General features: G+C 56.6%; 20 protein-coding genes. 6 read left to right on the forward strand and 14 right to left on the reverse strand.

Going from position 1 to position 23,010, the window contains the following annotated elements; genetic code table 11:
* Positions 1-433: 433 nt before the first annotated feature.
* The 3 genes from GOX75_RS03425 to GOX75_RS03435 are packed head-to-tail and all read left to right on the forward strand — an operon-like array spanning position 434 to position 2,586.
* Positions 434-1,363: a CHAD domain-containing protein gene (locus tag GOX75_RS03425; protein ID WP_171121193.1), complete on the forward strand. Its 930-nt coding sequence runs from the start codon at positions 434-436 to the stop codon at positions 1,361-1,363.
* A 3-nt stretch (positions 1,364-1,366) separates the two neighbouring features.
* Complete coding sequence (locus tag GOX75_RS03430) at positions 1,367-2,122, forward strand: ParA family protein (RefSeq protein ID WP_171121194.1); 756 nt, start codon at positions 1,367-1,369, stop codon at positions 2,120-2,122.
* Positions 2,119-2,586, forward strand: coding sequence for a CYTH domain-containing protein (locus GOX75_RS03435; protein ID WP_171121195.1), 468 nt, complete (start codon positions 2,119-2,121; stop codon positions 2,584-2,586). The genes GOX75_RS03430 and GOX75_RS03435 overlap by 4 nt, the downstream gene beginning before the upstream one ends.
* On the opposite strand, the gene GOX75_RS03440 is transcribed toward GOX75_RS03435, so the two are convergent.
* The 9 genes from GOX75_RS03440 to GOX75_RS03480 all read right to left on the reverse strand — a co-directional run bounded on the left by GOX75_RS03440 (position 2,567) and on the right by GOX75_RS03480 (position 14,109).
* The gene (locus GOX75_RS03440) at positions 2,567-3,877 is read right to left on the reverse strand and encodes a HAMP domain-containing sensor histidine kinase (RefSeq protein ID WP_254428682.1); all 1,311 of its coding nucleotides are present in this window, start codon (positions 3,875-3,877) and stop codon (positions 2,567-2,569) included. The two genes, GOX75_RS03435 and GOX75_RS03440, sit on opposite strands and share 20 nt — an antisense overlap.
* Positions 3,878-3,926: 49 nt before the next feature.
* A complete protein-coding gene (locus tag GOX75_RS03445) occupies positions 3,927-4,607 on the reverse strand; it encodes a response regulator transcription factor (RefSeq protein WP_171121197.1) in 681 nt (226 codons plus the stop codon).
* Between the two features lie 183 nt (positions 4,608-4,790).
* Positions 4,791-6,227, reverse strand: coding sequence for a Do family serine endopeptidase (locus tag GOX75_RS03450; RefSeq protein ID WP_171121198.1), 1,437 nt, complete (start codon positions 6,225-6,227; stop codon positions 4,791-4,793).
* A gap of 751 nt (positions 6,228-6,978) precedes the next feature.
* Positions 6,979-7,578 carry an NTP transferase domain-containing protein gene (locus GOX75_RS03455; RefSeq protein WP_171121199.1) on the reverse strand — a complete coding sequence of 200 codons (600 nt, stop codon included), beginning with the start codon at positions 7,576-7,578 and terminating at the stop codon, positions 6,979-6,981.
* A 31-nt stretch (positions 7,579-7,609) separates the two neighbouring features.
* Positions 7,610-10,027: an FAD-dependent oxidoreductase gene (locus GOX75_RS03460; protein WP_171121200.1), complete on the reverse strand. Its 2,418-nt coding sequence runs from the start codon at positions 10,025-10,027 to the stop codon at positions 7,610-7,612.
* A 92-nt stretch (positions 10,028-10,119) separates the two neighbouring features.
* On the reverse strand, positions 10,120-11,427 hold the full coding sequence (locus GOX75_RS03465) for an HlyC/CorC family transporter (protein ID WP_171121201.1): 1,308 nt from the start codon (positions 11,425-11,427) through the stop codon (positions 10,120-10,122).
* Positions 11,428-11,490: 63 nt separating this feature from the next.
* Positions 11,491-12,444: a site-specific tyrosine recombinase XerD gene (locus GOX75_RS03470; protein ID WP_171121202.1), complete on the reverse strand. Its 954-nt coding sequence runs from the start codon at positions 12,442-12,444 to the stop codon at positions 11,491-11,493.
* 2 nt (positions 12,445-12,446) lie between these two features.
* Positions 12,447-13,970, reverse strand: coding sequence for a hypothetical protein (locus tag GOX75_RS03475; RefSeq protein WP_171121203.1), 1,524 nt, complete (start codon positions 13,968-13,970; stop codon positions 12,447-12,449).
* Entirely contained in the window at positions 13,960-14,109 is a 150-nt protein-coding gene (locus tag GOX75_RS03480) for a hypothetical protein (RefSeq protein WP_171121204.1), read from the reverse strand. Before GOX75_RS03480 ends, GOX75_RS03475 begins: the two co-directional genes overlap by 11 nt.
* Before the next feature lie 79 nt (positions 14,110-14,188).
* Between GOX75_RS03480 and GOX75_RS03485 the strand changes: the two genes are divergently transcribed.
* Together GOX75_RS03485 and aroB are read left to right on the forward strand one after the other, a co-directional pair.
* A complete protein-coding gene (locus GOX75_RS03485) occupies positions 14,189-14,776 on the forward strand; it encodes a shikimate kinase (RefSeq protein ID WP_171121205.1) in 588 nt (195 codons plus the stop codon).
* Positions 14,776-15,888, forward strand: a complete 1,113-nt coding sequence (gene aroB, locus GOX75_RS03490; protein ID WP_171121206.1) for a 3-dehydroquinate synthase — start codon at positions 14,776-14,778, stop codon at positions 15,886-15,888. Before GOX75_RS03485 ends, aroB begins: the two co-directional genes overlap by 1 nt.
* Here the strand turns inward: aroB and GOX75_RS03495 are convergent, their stop codons facing one another.
* Complete coding sequence (locus GOX75_RS03495; RefSeq protein ID WP_171121207.1) at positions 15,889-16,959, reverse strand: site-2 protease family protein; 1,071 nt, start codon at positions 16,957-16,959, stop codon at positions 15,889-15,891.
* Between the two features lie 18 nt (positions 16,960-16,977).
* Positions 16,978-17,439 (reverse strand): single-stranded DNA-binding protein, encoded by a 462-nt coding sequence (ssb, locus tag GOX75_RS03500; protein WP_171121208.1) that lies wholly within the window; start codon positions 17,437-17,439, stop codon positions 16,978-16,980.
* Positions 17,440-17,648: 209 nt separating this feature from the next.
* On the opposite strand from ssb, the gene GOX75_RS03505 reads away from it, so the two are divergent.
* Positions 17,649-18,233 carry a lytic transglycosylase domain-containing protein gene (locus tag GOX75_RS03505; protein ID WP_171121209.1) on the forward strand — a complete coding sequence of 195 codons (585 nt, stop codon included), beginning with the start codon at positions 17,649-17,651 and terminating at the stop codon, positions 18,231-18,233.
* A 59-nt stretch (positions 18,234-18,292) separates the two neighbouring features.
* Here GOX75_RS03505 and GOX75_RS03510 read toward each other — a convergent pair whose 3' ends face one another.
* The 3 genes from GOX75_RS03510 to GOX75_RS03520 form a co-directional block, all read right to left on the reverse strand.
* Positions 18,293-20,380: an ABC transporter ATP-binding protein gene (locus tag GOX75_RS03510; RefSeq protein WP_171121210.1), complete on the reverse strand. Its 2,088-nt coding sequence runs from the start codon at positions 20,378-20,380 to the stop codon at positions 18,293-18,295.
* 94 nt (positions 20,381-20,474) lie between these two features.
* The gene (locus GOX75_RS03515; protein ID WP_171121211.1) at positions 20,475-21,938 is read right to left on the reverse strand and encodes an ABC transporter permease; all 1,464 of its coding nucleotides are present in this window, start codon (positions 21,936-21,938) and stop codon (positions 20,475-20,477) included.
* Between the two features lie 13 nt (positions 21,939-21,951).
* Positions 21,952-22,998, reverse strand: coding sequence for an ABC transporter permease (locus GOX75_RS03520; RefSeq protein ID WP_171121212.1), 1,047 nt, complete (start codon positions 22,996-22,998; stop codon positions 21,952-21,954).
* Positions 22,999-23,010: the final 12 nt, after the last annotated feature.

The following is a 23,010-nucleotide window of genomic DNA, read 5'->3' on the forward strand; positions in this document are numbered from 1 at the left end:
CGGAGGCGCCTTGGTTGAAACGTCCGGGTCGCTATTGCTTTTTCAATTCAGTGGTGAGGTATTGGCGCAGAACGCCCGGGGGAACGGCGCGTTTGTTCAAGATCTTCCAGACGGAGCCGTAAAGTCGGCTTTGCAGGGCTTTCCCAAATTACGCGCGTTGACCAGCATTGGAACAGGAACGCTCCGAGTTCACGAGTTTTCGGTTCTGGATGGCCTACAAAAAACTCAGGTCCGTGGATGCGTATATGCCTTGGACTCTGAGGTTGGTAAAATAAGTATCGTGTTCGTTCAGCGGCTGAAAGGATAAGACAGTGCATTCAGCGCCGTTTGCACAAGGTTGAAAGGACTGGCAGCGAAGACAAACGGAGCAGACGCTTTGTTCGGGACGCTCTTTCCAGACGCGGTTCCGTACCGCGCAAAACCGGATATAACATTGAGCAAGGAAGAGCCGTCCATCGAGGTGGCAACGGACATCATTCGAACTTTCCTAGCCGTAGCGCGCCAAAATGAGGCAGGCGTAATTGCAGATATCGACACCGAGTATCTGCATGATTACCGAGTGTCCCTGCGTCGTGTCAGGTCGGTGTTGAGCCTGTTTAAAGGTGTGTTTTCAACTGAGCAGACAATCGAGCTGAAACACGCGTTCTCAGAGTTGATGGCCCCGACGGGACGGGTTCGTGATCTTGATGTGTATTTGCTGGATAAAGATAGATATTTCAAATTATTACCCTCCGGCCTTCACTTAGGCACCGAGGCCATGTTCGCGCAGTTTGAAAAAGAGCGTTTGCAAGCCCTTGGCACTCTTTCGCGACGGTTCAAATCTGCTGAATATGATCGTCAGTTGAATGATCTGACCGCACTCTTTTCAGATGTTGGAAGCCTTGAGCCCGGGCCCAACGCAAGTCGGGGGGCTTATGGGTATGCCTGCGCCCTGATTTGGAAACGCTACCGAAAGGTTTGCAAACTGGCGCGGCAGATCACCCCCGAAACCCCAGACGAATTGGTTCATGATTTACGGATCGACTGCAAGAAGCTGCGATATCTGATGGAGTTCTTTGGGCCTTTGTTCGACGCAGGGGATTTCAAAACAATCATCAAGCCGTTGAAAAAGCTGCAAGATAACCTTGGATTGTTCAATGACTGCTCGGTTCAGCAAGAGGCGCTTTTGGAATTTGTTGCACGGCAAAGTAACTCTCAAAATCGTGCAAACGCTCAACTTGCTATGTCTGTCGGCGGGTTGGTTGCCATGCTGTATCGGCGGCAGAAATCAGAGCGAGCGCGCGTCATTGCCAATTTTCAGCATTTCGACAGCCCGAACATCCGACACCTGTTTCGCAGTCTGTTTCACCACAAGGAGGACTAGGGATTGAAGATCATAGCCTGTTACAGCAAGAAGGGCGGCGTTGGAAAAACTGCGACTGCGGTCAATCTGGCCTATGCCTATGCGAAGGCAGGGAAAACTGTACTTCTGTGTGATCTCGATCCGCAAGGGGCGTCAGGATTTTATCTGCGTGTCAAACCTTCGAAGAAACTGACGGATGCCCGTTTTTTCGAGGATGTAGAGCGCTTTACCAAATCTATCCGTGCCAGCGATTTCGAAGGGCTGGACGTTCTGCCGGCGAATATGACCTTTCGCGACTTTGATGTGTTTCTGTCTCGGATGCGCAACAAGAGATCGCGGTTGAAGAAAGCTCTGGTTGCGGCAGGCAGTGATTATGACGTGATCGTTTTGGACTGCCCGCCGAATTTTTCGACCTTGTCCGAGAACATTTTCAAAGCCGCAGACCAGATTGTTGTACCCGTCATACCGACGACACTGTCCGAACGGACCTTCGACCAACTGGTGAATTTCTTTGATCAGAAGGGGCTGCCAAAGAAAAAATTACGCGCCTTCTTTTCGATGGTCCAACGCCGAAAGACGTTGCATGTGGAAACGATGATGGTGATGCGAAAACTGTATCGAAAACGGTTCTTGCAGGCGTCGGTCCCGTTTGCCGCGGATGTCGAGCGGATGGGGCAGAATAGGGCGCCCGTCAGCGTCTATGCGGGACGCAGCGCGGCCAGTGCCGCGTATCGCGCGCTTTATGATGAGTTGGAAAACGGAGTGGTTTCAGACAAATGAGTACCGAAATCGAACGCAAATTCCTTGTGGCTGACCTGCCGGATTTAAGCCGTGCGGATAAGGCCATCGTGCGGCAGGGCTATCTGACAACTCCTAACGATTCGGCCGAATTGCGCCTTCGGCAGAAGAACGATCACTACTACCTGACCCTCAAGGGCGGTGGCTCGATGGTTCGGGTCGAGCGTGAGGCGGAAATTTCAGCCGAGCAGTTCGAAACCTTTTGGCCTGAAACCGAAGGACGCCGGGTCGAGAAAGAGAGGTATACCGGCGTGCTCTCGGATGGGCGTGTGTTTGAACTGGATGTGTTTCAAGGGGACCTAGCCCCGCTGCAACTTGTCGAGGTCGAGTTTTCGACCGAGGCCGAGGCGGTGGCCTTTACGCCCCCGGATTGGTTCGGCGCGGACGTGACGTCGGACAACCGGTACAAGAATAAGACAATGGCGACTAATGGCGTCCCAGCTTGATGGTCGCTTGCAGGCCTGGATTGCTGTTTGAGGCCATGAAAGCACCGCCATGCATGTGCGAGATCGCGGCAACCAGTGCCAACCCAAGCCCCGCGTTTCGTTCGGTACGTGCGGGATCCAGCGTGACGAACGGCACTTGAAGGCGGGGCAGGTCTTCGTCTGGAACGCCGGGGCCATGATCGCGGACACTCATGCACGTGAACAGGCCATCCTCGGAAATTGTTATGTCGATGGATGTATCTTCAGGTGCATAGCGCATTGCATTTTCCAGCAGGTTTGACAGGGCCTGCGACAGCAAAGGGCGGTGACCCTGAATTGGTCTTGCCGTTCCATTGACGGTGATCTGAACTCCTTGATCCGAGGCCACGGGTTCATAAAGTTCAACAACATCGCCAACCAGTTGTTGCAGGTCGACAGTTTCAAATTGCTCGCGTCCCACGCCGGCCTCGGCACGCGAGATGTCAGTAAGCTGGCCCAGCACTCTGAGAACATGATCAATTTCCGCTGTGGCCCGTGCCACATCAATCTCGCGGTCCAGATCAGTTTTGCTTGGGTCGGACAGGGTTTCAATTCTCTGGCGCAGGCGCGACAGAGGGGATCTGAGGTCGTGCGCGATCGAGTTTGAGGTCGTGCGCAGATTGCTGATCAGTTCCTCGTTTTTGTCCAGCATGGTGTTGAGCGTGCGGGCCACCTGATCAAACTCATCGCCTGTCCCGCGTAGGGGCATTCGCCGGGACAAATCTCCGGACACGATATTCTCGGCGGTGCTGGCTATGTCTGACAGGCGAGAGAACACCAGTCGTGTAAACAACCACCCTGTTAAGACACTGAGCGCAAGGGCAATCGCCAGTGCTATGCCAACCGAGCGTAACAGAACCCTGTCAAACTGCTGCCGCGCCAGAGCGTCCCGTCCGACCAGCAGACGTTCGCCACCCGGTAAGCGGATCGAGGCGGCGGAAATGGGGACCAGTTCATCATTGTCGGCGCGCCGAAGCTCAAGATCGACCCATCCGCTGCCGGCGGTGACATCCGCAGGCCATTGTTTGAGATTGCCTGCAAGCTTCGCGCCAAAGCGATCGGTTAACAGGTACAGCGCATCCCTCTCGGACGCTGAGGGCAAGCGGCGTTCGATGGCCGTCAACAGACCGATAAGGCCGCGCCTTTCGTATTCATCGGCCAACCCGGTCAGTTCAGCGGATACAACTGATCGTGTTTCACCTTCGATACTGCGGTTGGCCGTGACATAGACCAAAGCCAGCACCGTTGCGGTCAGCAAGGTGCTGAGGACCATGCTGGCGAAAACCAATCTCGTTCGGGAATTATTGAAGGAAAGTTGAAGGTTATCCATCAGAGATCATGTAGCCGGCACCCCGGACGGTTTCAATCAAAGGCGGTCCGCCACCTTCATCCAACTGACGCCGCAGTTTTGAGATATGGACGTCAACCACGTTCGTATTCGGATCGAAGTGGTAATCCCAGACACCCTCAAGCAGCATCGTGCGCGACACCACGCGGTTCTTTCTGCGCAGAAAATACTCAAGGATCTGGAACTCTCGCGGGGTCAGCGAAACCTCGTGCCCGTCGCGCGTGACCTTGCGGGTCAGCAGGTCCATCTCAAGGTCGCGGCAGGTCAAGGTCGCGTTTTCTTCGGCCTCCTGAGGGCGCCGCAACAACGCTTCGATCCGCGCGTGCAGCTCTTGGAAAGAGAACGGTTTTACAAGGTAGTCATCCGCGCCCGAGCGCAGCCCCTTAACCCGCTCATCAACTGCGCTCATCGCGGTGAGCATCAGGACGGGAGTCTTCAGACCCGCAGCCCGAAGGGATCGGATCAGCGACAACCCGTCCAGCCCCGGCAGCATCCGGTCCAGCACAATGGCGTCAAACCCGCCGTCGGTGGCATGATACAGACCTTCACGGCCATCAGCGGCCTGTTCGACCACATAGCCCTCTTCGCCAAACCCTTTGGCGATGAACTCGCGGGTGTCTTCATCGTCTTCAACGATCAGCAGGCGACGGCTCATGGTCCGAACTCCTTTCTACTGGTATTTAAACACAAAATTTCGGGTAAAGCACTGGTTTTAGGGAAAGAACGTGCCGGGTGCGTCGTTGCGCACCCGGCAGTCCCGGCAGATAGCGGACAATTCAATCCGCCGGGGAGGCGCACGCCAGATATTCCCCATCACGTGGCGCGCGCGGGTGTCTGATCAGGCGATTTCCACCGCGACGAAGATCTGGTTGCCACCACGATTGATCAAAACCAGCGCAGGATCGGTCTTTTCGCTGTCCAGCGCGGCCTTCAGCGCACCCGGCGAAACGGTTTCCTGCCCGCCAAGTTTCACGATCACGTCGCCGCGTTGCAGGCCAGCCTTGGCCGCCGGGCTTTCGGGCGTAAGGTCGGTCACGACGACGCCGTTGACATTTTCACCCACTCCCATCTCGGCACGGGTCGTATCGGTCAGCGGTGCGACGGTTACACCCAATGCGGTCCCCGAGATGGTTTCATCAACGGATTTGTCGATGTCTGCCGAGGCGCTTTGATGCTGGCCGATGGTCAGCTCAAGCTTTTGTTCCTTGCCATCGCGCAGAACTGTCAAGGTGCTGTCAGTCCCCACCTTCGTCGTGCCGACCAACAAGGGCAGGTCGCTGCTGGAGTCGACAGATTCATTGTTGAAGGTCAGAATGACATCGCCCTGTTCCAGGATTCCCTGGGCCGGGCTTCCATCGACCACTTCGGAAACCAGCGCACCTTTTGAGGCATCAATTCCCATCGCTGCGGCAATTTCAGGGCTGACATTCTGGATCGAAACACCCAACCAACCACGACTGACCTGACCGTCATCACGCAGGTCGGCAGTGATATGTTCCACGATGTTTGAGGTCACCGCAAAGCCCAGGCCAACAGACCCGCCGCTGGGCGAATAAATCGCCGAGTTCACGCCGACAACTTCGCCTTCCATGTTGAACAGCGGTCCGCCTGAATTGCCCTTGTTAATTGCCGCATCGGTCTGGATGAACTCGGCATATGGTCCTTGAGAAATGTTACGACCCTTGGCCGAAACGATGCCCGTTGTCACGGTCGAGCTCAGGCCGAAGGGATTGCCGATTGCCACAACGTCTTCGCCCACGCGGATCACGTCGCTGTCGCCCAACTCAACGGCCTGAAGGGACTCACCCGCCTCGATCTTCAGAACTGCGATGTCCGTCAGCGGGTCGGTCCCGACAACCTCGGCGTCAAAGGTGCGATCGTCGCTCAGGCGAACGGTGACGTTGGACGCGTTGTCGACAACGTGGTGATTGGTGACGATATATCCTGCCTCATCCAGAACAAAACCTGATCCCAGACCTTGTGCCGGGCCGCGTTGCGGGGCGTTGAACCCTTCTGGCGTACCAAACCGCTTGAAAAATTCACCGAACGGGTGGCCTTCCAAATCAAAGTCCTGTCCTCTGGCCGGAACCGCGGTGGCGTCCTGTTCAGCGATAATTGTCACGACGGATGGTGACACGCTCTCAACCAGATCGGCCAGTGCTTCGTCCGCTTTTGAGGGCAAGGCAGTCGTCGCAAGCAGAGCGGTGCTCAGTGCGGTGACACCCACCCAATTGGACGTGCGTGGTGTAAGAAGAGAGGATTTACGGATGCTCATATTGGTCTCCTGTTTGTATCACGCGGTTGCGGCCGCGCGTTACATCAGCAGATGACGTATCAGTCTTTGTGTTTCCTGTTTGAAAGATTAAGAAATCTTAATTTCGCCACATTGGGCCCGTCTTATACGCGGGTTGGGCGGTAAGACCTCGTGCGCCCAGGCGAATCAACGGCTCGAATCACTGAATTGTTGACGCACATGCGGGCAATGCCTGAAAAGGGCTGAATTGAAACAGTTTGGTTAACAAAGGAACGGATCCACAGATCCTTTGGTAATCGCTCGTGTTTTGGTTGTGACCAGGTATGGGGTTTAGTCTTTACTGGCTTCAACAAGCCTAAAAGTGACTGGTCTTTAGTTGAATAAGAGCGCTCATAATGGCGATTTTAGCGCCATTAGCACAAATTCCGGTTCCCTCAATGATTGTTTTTTCTTCGGCAGGATGTTGCGCAAAAACCATTCTGATACGTCGAAAATTTACCGTTCTTTCCAGTTTCCCGTTGTCTGATCCGGCGCGATGGGTGACGATGATCAGGCCCAAGCGAGGGGAGCCGAAGGCACTAGGGGGTGCCAACGGCCGTCACAGTCACTGGAAGCGCTGAGCGGCATGTTAACGAGGGGGTCTTGTTTAGGTTCAGCGGCGGAATAGCCAGCGTGCTACTTGGCACAAATGGCCGCGCTTTCAGGATTGATGAAAAGTGGTAGTCCTGTTTTGGGCACCGGCCCGGTCTGAAAAGACCGGGCCGTGTTCTTTTCAGGCGTTTCTTTTTTGGTGCCATGCATCCCAGTCTTCCGGGGTGTCCAAGTCCAACAACGCGTTTTGATCCGGTAGGGGAACAAGGCACACGCGGTCAGCATGTGCCCGGACAACGGCCTGTGCGCCTTCATCGCCCGTCAGTCTTGCAAGGTCATCAAATAGTGATCGGTGGAAAACAACCGGATGGCCGGGTTTTCCGTTAGCCGTCGCGCCGCGCCAAACCAGGTTGTCCGGATGGTGTTGAACCGTGTCGATCACTGCCTTCAGGTCGCCGGGCGTGATATCGGGTAAGTCTGCCAACAAAACCATGACGGCGGTGGCTTCAGGTGGGACGTGCCGCATCGCTCCGCGCAGGCTGGCATTCATTCCTTCGACAGCATCTGGAATTTCTACCATTTGCGCGTCCAGACCTTTGATCACGTCGTAGCGCGGGTGCGGCTTTGGAGGAAGGGCGACGATGGTCGGCCCGGCCTGCAGCGCCGTTTCGAGTGAGCGACGCAACAAAGGCATACCGTCAACAGCTTGCAATAGCTTGTCCTTGCCACCCATACGACGTGACTGTCCGGCGGCCAAAAGGATAATGGGTAACGGAATCATGTGGCTAGAATGCCGCTGCCGGGGAGGTATGTCATCCCCGCATGCGTGCGCCATCCGCGTCAAATAGTGGTTCCGAAATCACGCGAGCCTTCCTCAACTGGCCGAGAATTTCGATCTCGACCTCAAGCCCGTCGCTGATTTCTTCGACTGGCAGGAACCCCATCGCCACCGATTTTTTGGCATAGTGTGAATATCCGCCAGATGTACAGAAGCCGACGACCTGACCGCCCAGCCAGATCGGCTCATATGCGTTTACATCTGTGTCGTCCGCGTCAACTTCAAAGGCCACAAGTCGGCGTGCCGAGCCTTCGGCACGTTCCAATTCGGTCGCCGCACGGCCGATGAAATCCACGTTTTTCGAAAACGCAATGAAGCGGTCCAGCCCTGTTTCTGCTGCGGTGTAATCTGGTGAGTATTCGCGCATCCAGGACCCAAAGAACTTGTCCAGACGCAGGCTCATCATCGCGCGCATCCCAAAGGGCACCATGCCATGAGGCTGCCCAGCCTGCCACAAAGTCCACCAGAGTTGCCTCTGCGCCATGGGATCGCAATAGATTTCAAACCCCAAGTCGCCGGTATAACTGACCCGTTGAACGATGCAGTCCGTCATACCGATTGTCATGCGCCGCACATCCAGAAAGCGGAGGGTTGCGACGTCGTCTCGCGTGCAGGCTGATAACACGTCGGCGGCCTTGGGACCGGCGATCTGAAACCCGTTCAAACGATCGCTGACATTTTCGATGATCACGCGGTCGGATTGATTTTGCAGGAACCACCTCATGTGGAACGCTTGGCTGCCATAAGAGGCGGTGAGTTGAAATTCTTCGTCGCCAAGGCAGGATATGGTGAAGTCGCCAATCAACTTGCCCTTAGACGACAGCATGGGGGTCAGTGACAATCGTCCCGGTTGTGGAATTCGCCCCGCCATGATCCGATCCAACCATGCCCGCGCATTGGCGCCAGAGATGCGGTATTTGCCGAAGTTGTGCACCTCGTTGATACCGACGCCGTTGCGGACAGCGTTGACCTCGCGGCCCGTCGCCGAGAATGCATCCGAGCGTCGGAACGAGGGGGTTTCATAGTCCGGCTCATCGCCTTGGGCGAAATAGTTGGGCACCTCCAGCCCGTATTGCTGGCCCCAGACCGCGCCCAGATCACTGAAGATGTCGTACATCGGCGTCGTTCGGTTCGGGCGGGCGGCGGGTAGTTCCTCGTTCGGGTAGGCGACGCTGAATCGCTTCTGGTAGTTTTCGATCACCTTGGGGCGAGTGTAGCCGGGGCCGATCCAGTCGCCGAAACGTGCCACGTCCATGGCAAAGACATCGCGTTCGGGTTCGCCTTCGATCATCCATTGGGCCAGCGTCAGTCCAACGCCACCGCCCTGACTGAACCCGGCCATCACACCGCAGGCCGACCAGTAATTCCGCAGCCCCGGCACAGGTCCGACCAAAGGGTTGCCGTCTGGCGCAAAGGTAAACGGCCCATGGATCACCGATTTCACACCGGCCTCGGCCAGAACAGGAAAGCGGCGATAGGCGAATTCGATACTGTCGGTGATCTTGTCAAAGTCGTCCGGCAGGAGTTCGTGCCCAAACTCCCACGGGGTCCCATCGACGGCCCAAGGTTTACAGGGTTGTTCATAAAACCCAATGCACAAGCCCCGACCTTCCTGCCGCAGATAGCTTTCGCCTGCGGGGTCCATCACATGCGGGTGTTCACCCCCTGCATCAATGATGGCTTCGATCTGAGGAAGCGAGTCGGTGACCAGATACTGATGCTCCATCGGGTGTAGCGGGAAATACACACCTGCCATGGCGCCGACCTCGCGCGCCCAAAGACCACCGGCATTGATCACATGTTCGGCATGAATCGTGCCTTTGTCGGTGACGACATCCCAAGTTCCGTCCCGCCGTTGAAGCGTTTCATGCACCATGCAATGTGTTTCGATGGTTGCACCGCCCATGCGGGCAGCCTTGGCATAGGCATGCGTAGTGCCGGACGGGTCCAAGTGGCCATCCAGCGGATCATAAAGCGCGCCGATTATCCCATCCGTGTTGGTGATCGGAGCTATTTTCCTGATCTCTTCGGGGCCGACAATCTCGGTTTCAAGGCCCATAAAGCGGTGCTTGGCACGCTCGGCCAGCAGCATGTCGAACCGATCCTGATTGTCGGCCAGCGTAACACCGCCCACATGATGCAGGCCGCAGGACATGCCGGTGATCTCTTCCAGTTCCTTGTAAAGACGGATGGTATAGCCTTGCAGGGCGGCCATGTTGGTGTCGCCGTTGAGCGTGTGAAAACCGCCTGCCGCATGCCATGTGGAGCCGCTGGTCAGTTCGGACCGCTCCAGCAGCATCACGTCTGACCAGCCCAGTTTGGTCAGGTGATACAGGACCGAGCACCCGACAACACCACCCCCAATGACTGCCACCTGCGTTGTCGTCTTCACGTTGCTGCCTCCATCCGGTTTCGGCCCGAGCCTGCAAGCGCAGGCTTGGGTTTACTGTTCCGTTCCCGACATGCTGTGTCGCTGGCCGCGCGTCAGAGAGGGCGGATTTTCAACTCGGTTATCCGGTTGCCCTCGCGCGCCGTGACTTCGAAGCGGAAGCCGTGGAACGAGAATACCTGGCCCGTTACCGGGATCATCTGCGCCTCGTGAATAACCAGACCTGCGACGGTGTTGGCTTCTTCGTCGGGCAGGGACCATTCCATCGCACGGTTCACGTCGCGGATTGTCATCGCTCCTTCGACCAAAAACTGACCGTCCTCGGTTCGCGTAACGGGGACGTCCTCTTCAAGATCGAATTCGTCGGCAATTTCACCCACGATTTCTTCAAGGATATCTTCCAGTGTGATCAGACCGCGCAGCGAACCATATTCATCCACGACCAGCGCAAAATGGCTGTGCATCCGCAGGAATTCTCGCATCTGGTCGTCCAAAGTCGTTGTTTCGGGGACGAAATACGGGTCGTTGGCAACCTTCGAGATATCAAACTCTTTCAGCCGGTTTGCATCCCCTTCGCTGCTGCCTGCATGCGCATACATGGCGCGGAACAAGTCCTTGGCATGAACGACACCCACGATGTTTTCAGGCTCATCCCGGAAAACGGGCAGGCGGGTATGAGGGCTTTTCAGGCACTGCTGTAGGATAACCTCGGGCGTATCCTCTGCATCGATCATTTCAATGTTCGAGCGGTGAAGCATGATTTCTTCCACGGTTCGATCACCCAGATCCAAAGCACCCAGAATGCGGTCGCGATCTTCTTTTTCAACAACCCCTTCGGAATGGCCCAGTTGCAGCGCGCCTGCGATCTCTTCTCGTACCGCAAGGATGTTACTGTCGGGGTCGATCTGCACCCCAAACAGGCGCAAAACGCCGCGCACCAGCAAGCGCACCGCGGAAACGACCGGGGAAAACACGGTCACCACTACGCTGATCAATGGGGCCACGGCCGAGGCCGCTTTTTCTGCGTTGGTGATGGCGTAGGTCTTGGGCAGAACCTCGGCAAAGATCAGAACCAGAAGGGTCATGACCAAAGTCGCCAAAGCGACGCCGCTTTCCCCAAAGAGACGCGTGAACAAAGCGGTGGCCAAAGACGCCGCAAGGATGTTCACCAAATTGTTGCCCAGCAGGACCGAGCCGATCAGGCGTTCGTTGTCATCGGTGATGTCCAGCGCCTTTTGCGCCCCGCGTGACCCTTTGTCGGCCTGCGCCCGTAGCTTGCCGCGCGACGAGGCGGTCAACGCTGTTTCAGAACCCGAGAAAAAGCCCGAAAGGACGAGCAAAAACAGAATGGCGCCGGTCGTAAACCAGAATGCGCCGTCGATCAGAGAAGAAGAGGGTTCCATCGGTCCTTGGTTGTTCGTGTTGCTGCAATGGTTATGGGGGCGCTGCCCCTGTAGATCAAGGGGTTAGCCCTTGTCGACGGGGTCTTTGGCAAGCGGGTGATGCTCGTACACCAGTTCGGCAAGCCGTTCGTCTAGTACATGCGTGTAAATTTCCGTGGTCGCAACATCAGCGTGGCCAAGTAAGGTCTGGATCGAACGCAAATCTGCGCCGTTGGCCAGCAAATGTGTTGCAAAGGCATGGCGCAACGTGTGTGGCGTGACTTTTTTGGGCGAAACGCCCCCTTGAACCGCAAGGTCCTTGATCAGTTGAAAGAACATATGCCGCGTCAGATGACCGGATTTACCACGCGAGGGAAACAGGAATTTTGAGCGCTGAGCGCCATCTGAAACTTTTTGATCCTCGGTCTCATCCCGCACACTCAACCACGCGGCAAGCGCCTCTCGTGCGGGTGGAGACAACGGGACCATCCGCTCTTTGCCGCCCTTGCCAAGAACCAGCAGCATGCGTGGATCACCCCGTGCCGATGACACGGGTAAAGAAACCAGTTCGGTCACGCGCATTCCGGTGGCGTATAGCAGTTCCATTAGGCAGGTGTTGCGCACACGATCTTCCTTGGTACGCCCGGTTTCGCGCGCTGCTTGCAACAACCGGTCGACTTCGGGCACGTCCAGCGTTTTTGGCAGGCGCTTTTGACGGCCCGGTCCTTTGATCTGAATTGCGGGGTTGGCCTCACGCCAGCCTTCTTCAAACGCAAATCGGTAAATCTGTTTGATCGCTGAAAGCCTGCGCGCACGGGTGGATTGTGAAAGCCCCTGCGCGTCACAGTAGATCAGATAGCTCTCGATCTGGTCGCGGCTTGCTTCTGCAAGACCGGTTTTTCGCCGATCCAACCATTCGGCAAAGTCCTTCAGATCCCTGCCATATGCCAGCAGCGTGTTCGTGGCTGCACCTAATTCGGCCGCTTGTGCCTGTAGAAACGTGGAAATCCAAAGCTCCTGAGTGGCGGGGGCGGTCATGATCAGGTGCCCTGCAGGATCAACAGGTTCAGTGCAGCGCGTCGCGCGGTGTCCTCAAGACCCACGCGGCGCAACGTGGCAATAGCCGCCGTCAGATCAACAAGGTTCCCGCGCGAGCCATGCGCGAAAAGCTCCATCGTCTCAAGGATCGCTTCGCCCAACTGGTCATTGGACAGCAGGGCATTGATGTCCGAAGGCACTGGCGCGGCCCATGCAAACGCTTCTGCCACCGCATCCGCCAACGGAGAGGGGGACGGGGCGCGCCCGGGATCACCTTGCGCCAACGCCGCCAGAAACTGACTTTCCTCTGACTGATCGGGGGCGGAAAGGGCCGCAGTTTCGTAAAGGTCAGACAACAGCATAATCCGCCACCGCAATTGCTCGACCGCCGGGTCGTCCAATGTGACGTGAGACAACTGACCTGCGAACAGTTCCGAAAATGGCACCTCTAGCCCGACGCTGCGCATTTGCTCCCATACGATGGGCAATGCCTCTGTGATGGCGGTCGGGTCGCCCGAGTTCAACGCGGTTTCAAATTGTTGAACCGCTGTGACCCTGTCCCACACGGCACCTGAGGCTGCCGGGGATCGTTCCGTATAGAGCCCAAGTAACTGGTTCGGTGTCAGGGCGCCCACACGCGTCAGACGCTCAGCCGCTTCGATCTGTGCCTTCCAGCCTGCAACGTCGCGCAGATCGGCGTTCGCAAAGACCCGGGGCAGCGGGGCAGAGGGTAAACGCTCGCCAATGGCTTCGTAAAGGCGGAAGCTCAGCGGATCAGGGTTTTGCGGCTGCGGCAAGTATTCTGCGTCCTCGAACAGTTCCGGGCTGAGAAACCGGTCAAGGACATCAAGATCCTCGGGGGGCAGAACCTCAAGCGCGTGCGCGGCTTCCAGGGTGAGCGCAGCAGAGGGCCAATCCCCCCGGCGGGCTTTGCAGAAAATCTGCGCGGCATAGTCCTGTGACAAGTGGGGCTGGGCAATCAATGCGGTGCAGCTTCGGTCTTCGTCACCGGTCAGCAAGGTCGCGTCGAACCAGCGTTTGAAACGCTCGCGGCTGTTGGTCGGGCCGGCAAGCTGAACGAGAGATTGCGCCGGATCAGCCGCCCCTAGCTGCATCAGCCTGTCCAGACGTGCCAGCAATAGTGTTTCTTCGGCCTCGGGTCCGGACGGCGCGCGCGCCTCGGACAACAGCAAGGTAAACAGCAGGCGTTGCATGGCCGGGTTGTACTTGACCGGGACTCGGGCGATCAGTTCTGCCAGACGATCCGTTTCGCTGTTCTGCCAAAGACCGATGGGCAGGCCAGTTACGTTCGATGAAACAAGACCCAAGGGTTGCGACAGCGCCTCCAGACGCGTGACCTCGACCTCGGGTCCGAGACCTGTTTGCGTAACCGGGGGTTCCAGCAAGACAGTACCCGGCAGGTTTTCGGGTGGCTCGCTCAGCCACTCAATAACAGAAAGTGGTTCCTGCTGCGCGTGGACCGAAGTGGCGAGAAACAGCGCAGCAACTGCGGCCTTATTCGACATTCAGGATTACCGGTTCTCGTATCTCTTGCTGCGGGGAGGAAAAATCCACGCCGAAGAGAGGGCCCAGATAAGCGTAGCCCACCAGCCCGATGAAACACAGGCAAACCAGATATATCAGGAACTTGATCAGACGACCCATTGCTCAACGCTGCCTCAATTTTGTGTTTTGTCCAAGTTATAACTGGCATTTTTCTTAAGATCACGTCATTCACGGTGAAATGAGCGAAATTAAGCATAACACCGTGACGTCCGAACACGATCACAGCTTCATACTGCACAAAACAGTGGTTTTGGTAGGTATGATGGGGGCTGGTAAAACAGCCGTTGGCCGTGCTTTGGCTGCAAGGCTTGGTGTTCCGTTCCTCGATAGCGATGCCGAGATCGAATCGGCGGCCAATATGACTATCCCGGAAATCTTTGAACGCGACGGTGAGCCGTTTTTTCGTGCGAAGGAAAGTCAGGTCATTGGGCGGCTTCTGGACGAAGAAAAAGGTGTTCTGTCCACCGGCGGCGGGGCGTTTTTGGCCGGTCAGAATCGCCAGATGATTACCGATCGCGGGGTTTCTGTCTGGTTAAAGGCCGATTTGAACGTGCTGTGGAATCGGGTCAAGCACAAGGACACGCGTCCCTTGCTGCGCACAGCGGACCCTCATGCGACGTTGCGCGCCTTGTATGAGGAACGTGTGCCGGTCTATTCGCAAGCCGACCTCTCGGTGACTTCTGACGGAGAGACGTCGATAGAAAATATGGTGGACAGGGTCGTCGATGCCTTGATGACGCGCCCGGATGTTTTGGAACGGAATTAATGCACCAAACCGTACATGTAGAGCTGGGTGAGCGATCCTACGATGTAGAGATCGGGCCCGATTTGCTGGGCCAGTCAGGAAAGATGATCGCACCTTTACTCAACCGTCCCAAAGTTGCGGTTCTGACGGACGAAAACGTCGCAGCTTTGCATCTGGACGCGCTGCGGGAAGGTCTAGCCGATGCGGGTATCGAGATGTCGGCGCTGGCTCTACCTGCCGGAGAAGCCACCAAAAGCTGGCCGCATTTTGAGCGCGCGGTCGAATGGCTGCTAGCCGAAAAAGTCGAACGCCGCGATGTTGTCGTGGCCCTTGGGGGCGGCGTCATTGGCGATCTTGCAGGCTTTGCCGCCGCCGTTTTGCGGCGCGGCGTTCGGTTCGTGCAAATCCCGACCTCTTTGCTGGCACAAGTGGACAGTTCGGTTGGGGGAAAAACCGGGATCAACGCGCCACAGGGGAAAAACCTGATTGGGGCTTTTCACCAACCCTCGCTGGTTCTGGCTGATACCTCGGTATTGGGTACAATGACCCAGAGGGATTTTCTGTCAGGCTATGGTGAGGTCGTAAAATACGGTCTGCTGGGCGATGCCGCGTTCTTTGAGTGGCTCGAGGCCAACGGCACCGATGTATCGGGCGGCGACATGGCAGCGCGCGTCCGGGCCGTGACGCGATCGGTTCAGATGAAGGCCGATATCGTCGCGCGCGATGAAACCGAACAGGGCGATCGCGCGTTGCTGAACCTTGGCCACACCTTCTGTCATGCGTTGGAGGCCGCAACCTGCTATTCGGACCGCTTGCTGCATGGCGAGGGTGTAGCTATTGGCTGCGCGCTTGCGTTTGAGCTGTCGTCGCGCCTTGGTTTGTGCGCGCAAGAAAACCCCAGCCGCGTTCGCGCGCACCTGCGTCAGATGGGAATGAAGACGGACCTTGCCGACATTCCGGGCGATCTTCCGGGGGCAGAGGCATTGGTCGATCTGATGGCGCAGGACAAAAAGGTTATCGACGGGCAGTTGCGCTTCATTCTGGCACGAGGAATCGGTCAGGCATTCGTAACCTCGGATGTCCCGCGCGAAGCTGTCTTGTCGGTGCTCGAGGACGCTCTGGCCGCCGCTTGATTAGCGTCCCCGGAGGACCATCAACTCACCGATGTTTTCGCGCGTAATGTAGCCCACCATGTGACCGGCCTTGGTACAAACCGCTATGGCTGGAGCGCCTTTGTGCAGACGTTCCAGAACTGTCTCCAACCCGCTGGTGAGCTCTACCTGCGGAATATCGGCTTCCATTATGGAAGTGGCGAGGTCTGATCGCGGAGTTTCCGCAGCCAGAGCCGCAAACAGGCGGTTGCGGGTCACGAAACCCTTTAGCGTTCCGTCTGCGTCCAACACTGGGAATTCATGCTGTGTGGTATGAATAACGGCTTGGGCGGCCGTCGCCAGAGTGTCTGACGGCGACAGCGATTGGTATTCGGTGATCATCGCATCGCGCGCCATAACCCGCCGCGCGACAGATCGCATGGCCACGTCCTGACTCTCTGCGTTGGCTGCAACGAAGACAAACACAGCGATCAGAACCAGCAGTGGATTGCCCGTGCTGAGACCAAGAAAGCCAAAGCCCACAGCGACCGCTTGTCCGGCAAGCGCCGCGACCCGCGTTGCCTTGACGCGATCCATTTTAAGGCAAAGCAAGGCGCGAAAGACCCGTCCGCCGTCCATTGGAAAGGCCGGTATCATGTTGAAGGCGGCCAACAGCAGATTGACATAGGCCAACCGGTTCAAAAGGCCGGGGGCCGTGCTGTCGATTTGCGTCATCGTTTCCAAAGGCATTCCGGCCCCGAACGCAATCAGAATGATCCAGATGACGATGTTTACCGCAGGGCCAGCAAGGGCGACCCAGACTTCCTGCATTGGCTTCTCCGGCATTCGTTCCAGCCGAGCCAGCCCGCCAATTGGCAAAAGGGTAATGTCAGGAGTCTTGATCCCGTAACGCCGAGCCATCAGCGCATGGCCGAATTCATGCGCCACTACACAGGCAAACAGGGCGAGTACGAAGATCAGGTTCTCGACGACCGCCGACATGCCGCCGTTGGAGTATGCCGCAAAGCCGACCCAGGCCAGCAGCAGAAAAAAAGTGACATGGACCCTCAGTTCCGACCCAAATAACCGGCCGAGTGAGAAGGACCATGTCATCACCAATCTCCGTTTTGCTTAGAACGGAATCTCGTCGTCGTCGATTCCGCCGGATGCAGGGGCAGGGGATCCAGAGGGCGCGCCGTAGGGGTCGCCGTAACCGCCGCCGGACTGTCCGCCGCCGTCGCCACGACTATCCAGCAACGTCAGTTCGCCGCGATAGGGGCGCAAAACAACTTCTGTCGTATATCGGTCTTGGCCGGACTGGTCCTGCCATTTACGTGTTTCCAACTGGCCTTCGATATAAACCTTGCTGCCTTTGCGCAGGTACTGTTCAGCAATGCGGGCCAGAGGTTCCGAAAAGATCGCGACCGAGTGCCACTGTGTCCGGTCACGCCGTTCGCCGGTGTTGCGGTCCTTCCACGTTTCCGACGTGGCAAGGCGCAGGTTGCACACCTTGCCGCCGTTCTGAAACGACCGGACCTCGGGGTCTGCGCCCAGATTTCCGACCAGAATGACCTTGTTTACTGAACCCGCCATGTATGTCCTCGTTCTTGTCTGACTGGATCGCGCCCGAATCTGGCGCTTGTGTTCTGCTGCCGACCCTATACGGCCTGCGGCGCGGTTAAAACATAGTTGATGAAGACCGCACCGAGCAGCAAATCACTCAGAAAATTTTTACCAAGCTTTCATTTTTTACTGAAATATCTATACTCGGTCGGGTTCGTGGACGAGCGGGATTGGCATTAATGCGTTTTCTGGTTGGTTGGTTTTTAGGGTTTTGCCTTGCGCTGGTTTCAGTTCCGGCTGCGGCTCAGACATTGTCTACCAAAAGCCGCAAGGACATTTTTCTGAAGCAGGCCAAGATTTTGGACACTCGCGCGGCGACTCAGTATCGCGATTCCGAACGGCTGAAGCCCAAGCGAAAAACAGCTTCGGGGACGTTCAACAAGCGCTATAACGGTAAGTACCGCGGTCAATACCTTTCGTTGGCACGTCAAGCGGCCCGCAAGTACAATGTGCCTGAAGATCTATTTCTTCGACTTGTTCAGCAGGAAAGTGGCTGGAATCCCCATGCCGTATCGCACAAGGGTGCGCTGGGTCTTGCGCAGCTAATGCCCGGTACTGCGCAGCTATTGGGTGTGAATCCGCATGATCCCAAACAGAACCTTGAAGGTGGTGCGCGTTACCTGTCGTGGCAGTACCGCAAGTTCAAATCGTGGCGCTTGGCTTTGGCGGCCTATAACGCGGGGCCAAAGGCGGTTGAAAAGCACGGCGGTGTTCCGCCGTACAAAGAAACCCAGAACTACGTAAAGGTCATCTGGGGCGGGTAATTCAAACGATCTAGGGATAAAAGAACCGGCACTGTGACCGGTTCCGTCGCTATGATCGTTTATTCCGCCGCAATTTTGATGACGGGCTCCATCCGCGCCAAAATATCATCAGCCAAATGGCATTTTATCTGATGGCCGTCGGCAAGGGCTTTGACGGGCGGCACGTCATGCTCACACCGTCCGTCCGGCACCTCGGATTTCCAGCGGCAACGCGTCTGGAAAGGGCAGCCGGGTGGCGGGCTCATTGCGGACGGAATGTCGCCTTCAAGAACGATATGCTGTTTTTCGATCGACGTATCAGCGATCGGGACAGCACTCAGCAGGGCCTCGGTATATGGGTGATACGGAGGTGAGAACACCTGGTCCGTCGTCCCCAACTCGACCACATGACCCAGATACATCACCATCACTCGGTCACTCAGGTATCGCACAATAGACAGGTCATGGCTGATGAACAAAAGCGTGGTTTTGTGTTCGCGTTGAATCTCCATTAGCAGATCCGTGACCGCAGCCTGCACCGATACATCCAGCGCTGAGACCGGTTCGTCCGCAACCACGATCCGCGCGTCTCCGGCAAAGGCGCGGGCGATACCGACACGCTGCTTCTGCCCACCTGACAATTGCCGCGGCATTCGATCGGCAAAGGCGCGTGGAAGCTTCACCAGATCCAAAAGCTCCAGCATCCGCTTTTTGCGTTCAGCCTCAGAGTTCCCAACGCCGAAAATCTCCAGCGCCCGAATGATCTGACGGCCGACGGTCATGGATGGGTTCAGCGTGTCAAACGGGTTCTGGAATACCATTTGCACTTCACCCACGGTCTTGGCGTCGCGCTCCTCGATCGGCACAGCTTCGATGTTGCGATTATCCAGCAAAATCTGACCATCGGTCGCTGTTTCCAGCCCCATCAGAACCTTGGCAAATGTAGATTTGCCACAGCCAGACTCACCCACGATGGCCAGAGTTTCAGACTCATGAGCCTCAAAACTCAGGGTTTCATTGGCTTTTACAACTTTCTTTTCACCGCCACCGAATAGGGCATTTGCGGCCACCTCATAGTATTTCTTGAGGTTGTCCATCTTCAGAACAGTACGGCCGATTTCCGCTTTTTCCTTCTGCTCAGACACAGTGATCGGCGCGTTCCAGTCGATTTCCTTGAATTTCAGGCACCGCGTATGGTGGCGGTCGTTGCCCGGCACCGCCTCCATCAGAATGTTCTGCGCGTCACACCGGCCTTCCTCGAAATAGTCACAACGCGGCCCGAAATTACACCCCGGCGGGCGTTCGTGCGGCAAAGGAAAGTTTCCCGGAATTGCCACCAGAGGCCGCGCGTTCTTGTCAGCCCCAGGCAGGGGGATCGAGCGGAACAGCGCCTGCGTGTAAGGGTGCTGCATTTCGTCGAACACGTCATGGATCGAACCACGCTCAACAGCCTCACCGGAATACATCACGCAAAGCCGGTCGCAGGTCTCTAGCACCAGCCCCAGATTGTGCGAGATGAACAGCATCGAAGTGCCGTATTTCTTGCCCAAGTCCTTGACCAGCTCGACCACGGCAGCCTCGACCGTCACATCCAGCGCCGTTGTCGGCTCGTCCAGTATCAAAAGCGCGGGCTTCGACATCAGCGCCATAGCGATCACAATCCGCTGCTGCTGCCCCCCCGACAACTGATGTGGGAATGAGTTCAGCATCCGCTCAGGGTCAGGCAGGCGTACATCTGTAACCACCTCCAGAGCGCGCGCATAGGCTTCTTCTGCACCGACGCCTTCATGGATCATCGGCACTTCCATTAACTGCTTGCCGATCTTCATGGCAGGATTCAGCGATGCCATCGGCTCCTGATAGATCATCGCGATCTCATTGCCGCGAATATCGCGTAGTTCGTCCGATGTCATCTCGGCCAGATCGCGCCCTTTGAACTTGATGGTACCTCCGACAATGCGCCCGTTCTTGCCAAGGTCCTGCATGACCCCCAGTGCGACGGTGGACTTGCCGCAGCCGGATTCACCGACCAGTCCGACAGCCTCCCCGGGCTGGACGCTGACCGAAAAATCCATAACGGCCGGAATTTCCCGCAAACGGGTAAAAAACGAAATCGACAGCTTGTCGATCTCAAGAATTGGCCCGTCATAATCCGCCAGTTTGTTCATCTTGCTTACTCCTCGCGAGAGTCAGGGGATCCCCTTCATCTGGCTAAAAATATCCTGGGGGTCCGGGGGCAAAGCCCCCGGCCTTCGATCACAATCAGTCCTTCAGACTTTCTTCGCGCAAACCATCCGCCAACAGGTTCAGTCCCAGAACCAAAGACAACAGGGCCAAGGCAGGCGGCAGGGCGGGGTGCAGATAGATCGACAACAGCTTACGCCCTTCGTTGATCGTTGATCCCCAATCCGGGCTTTCCGGTGGCAATCCCAGCCCAAAGAAACCCAAAGTCCCCAAAAGGATGGTGGTATAACCAATCCGCAGACAGAAATCGACGATCAGCGGACCCCGCGCGTTGGGCAGGATTTCCCACAGCATGATATACCACGGCCCTTCACCGCGTGTCTGAGCCGCAGCGACATAGTCGCGGGTTTTGATGTCCATCGCCAAACCGCGCACGATACGGAACACGGTTGGTGAGTTTACAAAAACCACCGACACAAAGACGACTAAAATCCCTCCGGGCACATCAAAAAGGTCCAGATAGGTGGGCAGTCCCCAAATGCTGTAGTTGTCCGTGTTTACGATGTAGCCATTCGTTGAGATCAGCGACAGATACAGCCACAGCGCAACACCCAGAACACCAATCAATAGCGGTGTGCGGAACGTCGGCCTTGTGTAATAGCGCGAGTTCAGAAGCACACCAAGGAAGATGATCGGGAAGATGAACAGGATAGCGGCCATATAGTTCGGCACACCTGTTGCCACGATCTCGGGCGTCACAAGCAGGTAGAACAGCAGGATCACCGGGAAGGCCAGGATCAGGTTCGCCAGGAACGACAGCAGCGTGTCCAGACGTCCACCGTAGTAACCGGCGGGCAGGCCCAGCGTGATCCCGACCATGAAGGCAAACATCGTTGCCAGCGGCGCAATCTGAACAACGATCCACGCCCCTTTGACCATACGGCTGAACACGTCCCGGGCAAGATTGTCGCCCCCTAGCAGATACCAGGCGTACTCCCCGTCTTCTATACTGGGCAGAGGTGTCCCGGGTACTTTGTTTTTCATCCCCGAAACCTGCGAGAGCGGGTCGTGTGTCACGATCAGGTCAAGCGCGCCAAAGATGCCGGTAAACACCCAGAACATCACAAGCCCAAAGCCGATCATACCAATCGGGCTGTCAAACAGTTTACCGTACAGACCCAGCTTACGTTTGAATGCAATCGACATGGCGTAGAGAAGGACCAGCGACAACCAGACAGGCAGGAATTGTTGGGCCATGGCCCCGATGATACCGGCGCTTGTTCCCATGAGGACGCCCAGAACGATATAGGCAACGCCCAGCCCGACGCTTGCCAGAAAACTAAAGCGCAGCACGGTTTGAATGAGGTTTCTCACACCCGATCCAGACGTCAGCGTCCCATCTGGGTTCACGGTCATCTGGGGTTCCGGCAGGATGATGCTGGCCAGTATCCAGGCCAAGATCGAAATAACCATCAGCGCCAAGGCTATGGCCAGTAACGGGTTCAGGAAGGCGATAGAGCCGGTCCAGGTAAGTGGTTCCATGATCTATCCCTCCTTACGAAATGCGGATGCGCGGGTTGAGGTAGACATAGCCGATATCCGAGATCAGCTGCGTCACCAGCACCACAAAGACCGACACGACCGATATCGCCAGCAAGAGCTGGATGTCGTTATTCCCCGCCGCCTGCACCAGCGCCCAGCCAAAGCCCTTGTAGTTGAACAGGGTCTCGACGATTACCACGCCATTCAGCAGCCATGGGAACTGCAGCATGATGACGGTGAACGGCGCGATAAGCGCGTTGCGCAGTGCGTGTTTCATAACGATGTTCGGGAACGACACACCTTTCAGGCGCGCGGTTCGGATGTATTGCGCCGTCATCACCTCGGTCATCGAGGCGCGGGTCATGCGGGCAATGTAACCCATCCCGTATAGGGCAATGGTCAACACTGGCAGGAAAAAGTTCTCGAACGTTGGATTTTCCATCGCTTGCGTGGCGGTCCCTTTGAACCATTTCAGCCCGACGGCAGACGAGGTGAAGATCGCGATGAAGATAACACCAGACACATATTCCGGCGTTGCCGTGGTGGTGATCGCAAAGGTCGAAAGGGTCCGGTCGGTGGCTGACCCTTCTTTCATGCCCGCCAGAATTCCGAGGATCAAAGCGGATGGAACCATCAACAGCATGACCCAGAACATCAGACGTCCCGTAAGCGCAAGCCGGTTACCAACAACAGTTGAGACTTCTTCTTTGAAGACCGTCGAATATCCCCAATACCCCTGCAAAATCCCGCAGAAATTCGGAGATTCTTCGGCTGTTTTGCCGGGCAGGATACATCTGCCTTGCACCGTGCCGTCTTCATTCGTGTGTCTGTAAGAAGGCAAGACACCCAGCCATTCGCCGTACTTTATGGGCGTTGGCTGAAGGTATCCGCCTTTTTCCAGAAAGCTTTCGACTTGCTCGTCCGACATCCTGAAATTGCCCTGCGTCTTCGCAAGCTTTTCAAGGTTCGGGTAGAGGTTGGTCAGAAAGAAGACCAGGAAGGTAAGGCACAGTGCGGTCAACAGCATAATGCCGACGCGCCTTAGTATGAAAAGTCCCATGGTAGCCCCTGT

This window comes from Ruegeria sp. HKCCD7251, from assembly GCF_013031165.1.
Lineage (GTDB): Bacteria > Pseudomonadota > Alphaproteobacteria > Rhodobacterales > Rhodobacteraceae > Ruegeria.

What these genes read in the sequence shown, in the direction of transcription:
- GOX75_RS03445 (WP_171121197.1), bottom strand. Translation starts at nt 4,607, where the DNA reads ATGAGCCGTCGCCTGCTGATCGTTGAAGACGATGAAGACACCCGCGAG.
- GOX75_RS03435 (WP_171121195.1), top strand. Translation starts at nt 2,119, where the DNA reads ATGAGTACCGAAATCGAACGCAAATTCCTTGTGGCTGACCTGCCGGAT.
- GOX75_RS03440 (WP_254428682.1), bottom strand. Translation starts at nt 3,877, where the DNA reads ATGGTCCTCAGCACCTTGCTGACCGCAACGGTGCTGGCTTTGGTCTAT.
- GOX75_RS03510 (WP_171121210.1), bottom strand. Translation starts at nt 20,380, where the DNA reads ATGAACAAACTGGCGGATTATGACGGGCCAATTCTTGAGATCGACAAG.
- GOX75_RS03470 (WP_171121202.1), bottom strand. Translation starts at nt 12,444, where the DNA reads ATGACCGCCCCCGCCACTCAGGAGCTTTGGATTTCCACGTTTCTACAG.
- GOX75_RS03495 (WP_171121207.1), bottom strand. Translation starts at nt 16,959, where the DNA reads ATGACATGGTCCTTCTCACTCGGCCGGTTATTTGGGTCGGAACTGAGG.
- GOX75_RS03480 (WP_171121204.1), bottom strand. Translation starts at nt 14,109, where the DNA reads ATGGGTCGTCTGATCAAGTTCCTGATATATCTGGTTTGCCTGTGTTTC.
- GOX75_RS03465 (WP_171121201.1), bottom strand. Translation starts at nt 11,427, where the DNA reads ATGGAACCCTCTTCTTCTCTGATCGACGGCGCATTCTGGTTTACGACC.
- GOX75_RS03515 (WP_171121211.1), bottom strand. Translation starts at nt 21,938, where the DNA reads ATGGAACCACTTACCTGGACCGGCTCTATCGCCTTCCTGAACCCGTTA.
- GOX75_RS03505 (WP_171121209.1), top strand. Translation starts at nt 17,649, where the DNA reads ATGCGTTTTCTGGTTGGTTGGTTTTTAGGGTTTTGCCTTGCGCTGGTT.
- ssb (WP_171121208.1), bottom strand. Translation starts at nt 17,439, where the DNA reads ATGGCGGGTTCAGTAAACAAGGTCATTCTGGTCGGAAATCTGGGCGCA.
- GOX75_RS03455 (WP_171121199.1), bottom strand. Translation starts at nt 7,578, where the DNA reads ATGATTCCGTTACCCATTATCCTTTTGGCCGCCGGACAGTCACGTCGT.
- GOX75_RS03520 (WP_171121212.1), bottom strand. Translation starts at nt 22,998, where the DNA reads ATGGGACTTTTCATACTAAGGCGCGTCGGCATTATGCTGTTGACCGCA.
- GOX75_RS03450 (WP_171121198.1), bottom strand. Translation starts at nt 6,227, where the DNA reads ATGAGCATCCGTAAATCCTCTCTTCTTACACCACGCACGTCCAATTGG.
- GOX75_RS03475 (WP_171121203.1), bottom strand. Translation starts at nt 13,970, where the DNA reads ATGTCGAATAAGGCCGCAGTTGCTGCGCTGTTTCTCGCCACTTCGGTC.
- aroB (WP_171121206.1), top strand. Translation starts at nt 14,776, where the DNA reads ATGCACCAAACCGTACATGTAGAGCTGGGTGAGCGATCCTACGATGTA.
- GOX75_RS03485 (WP_171121205.1), top strand. Translation starts at nt 14,189, where the DNA reads ATGAGCGAAATTAAGCATAACACCGTGACGTCCGAACACGATCACAGC.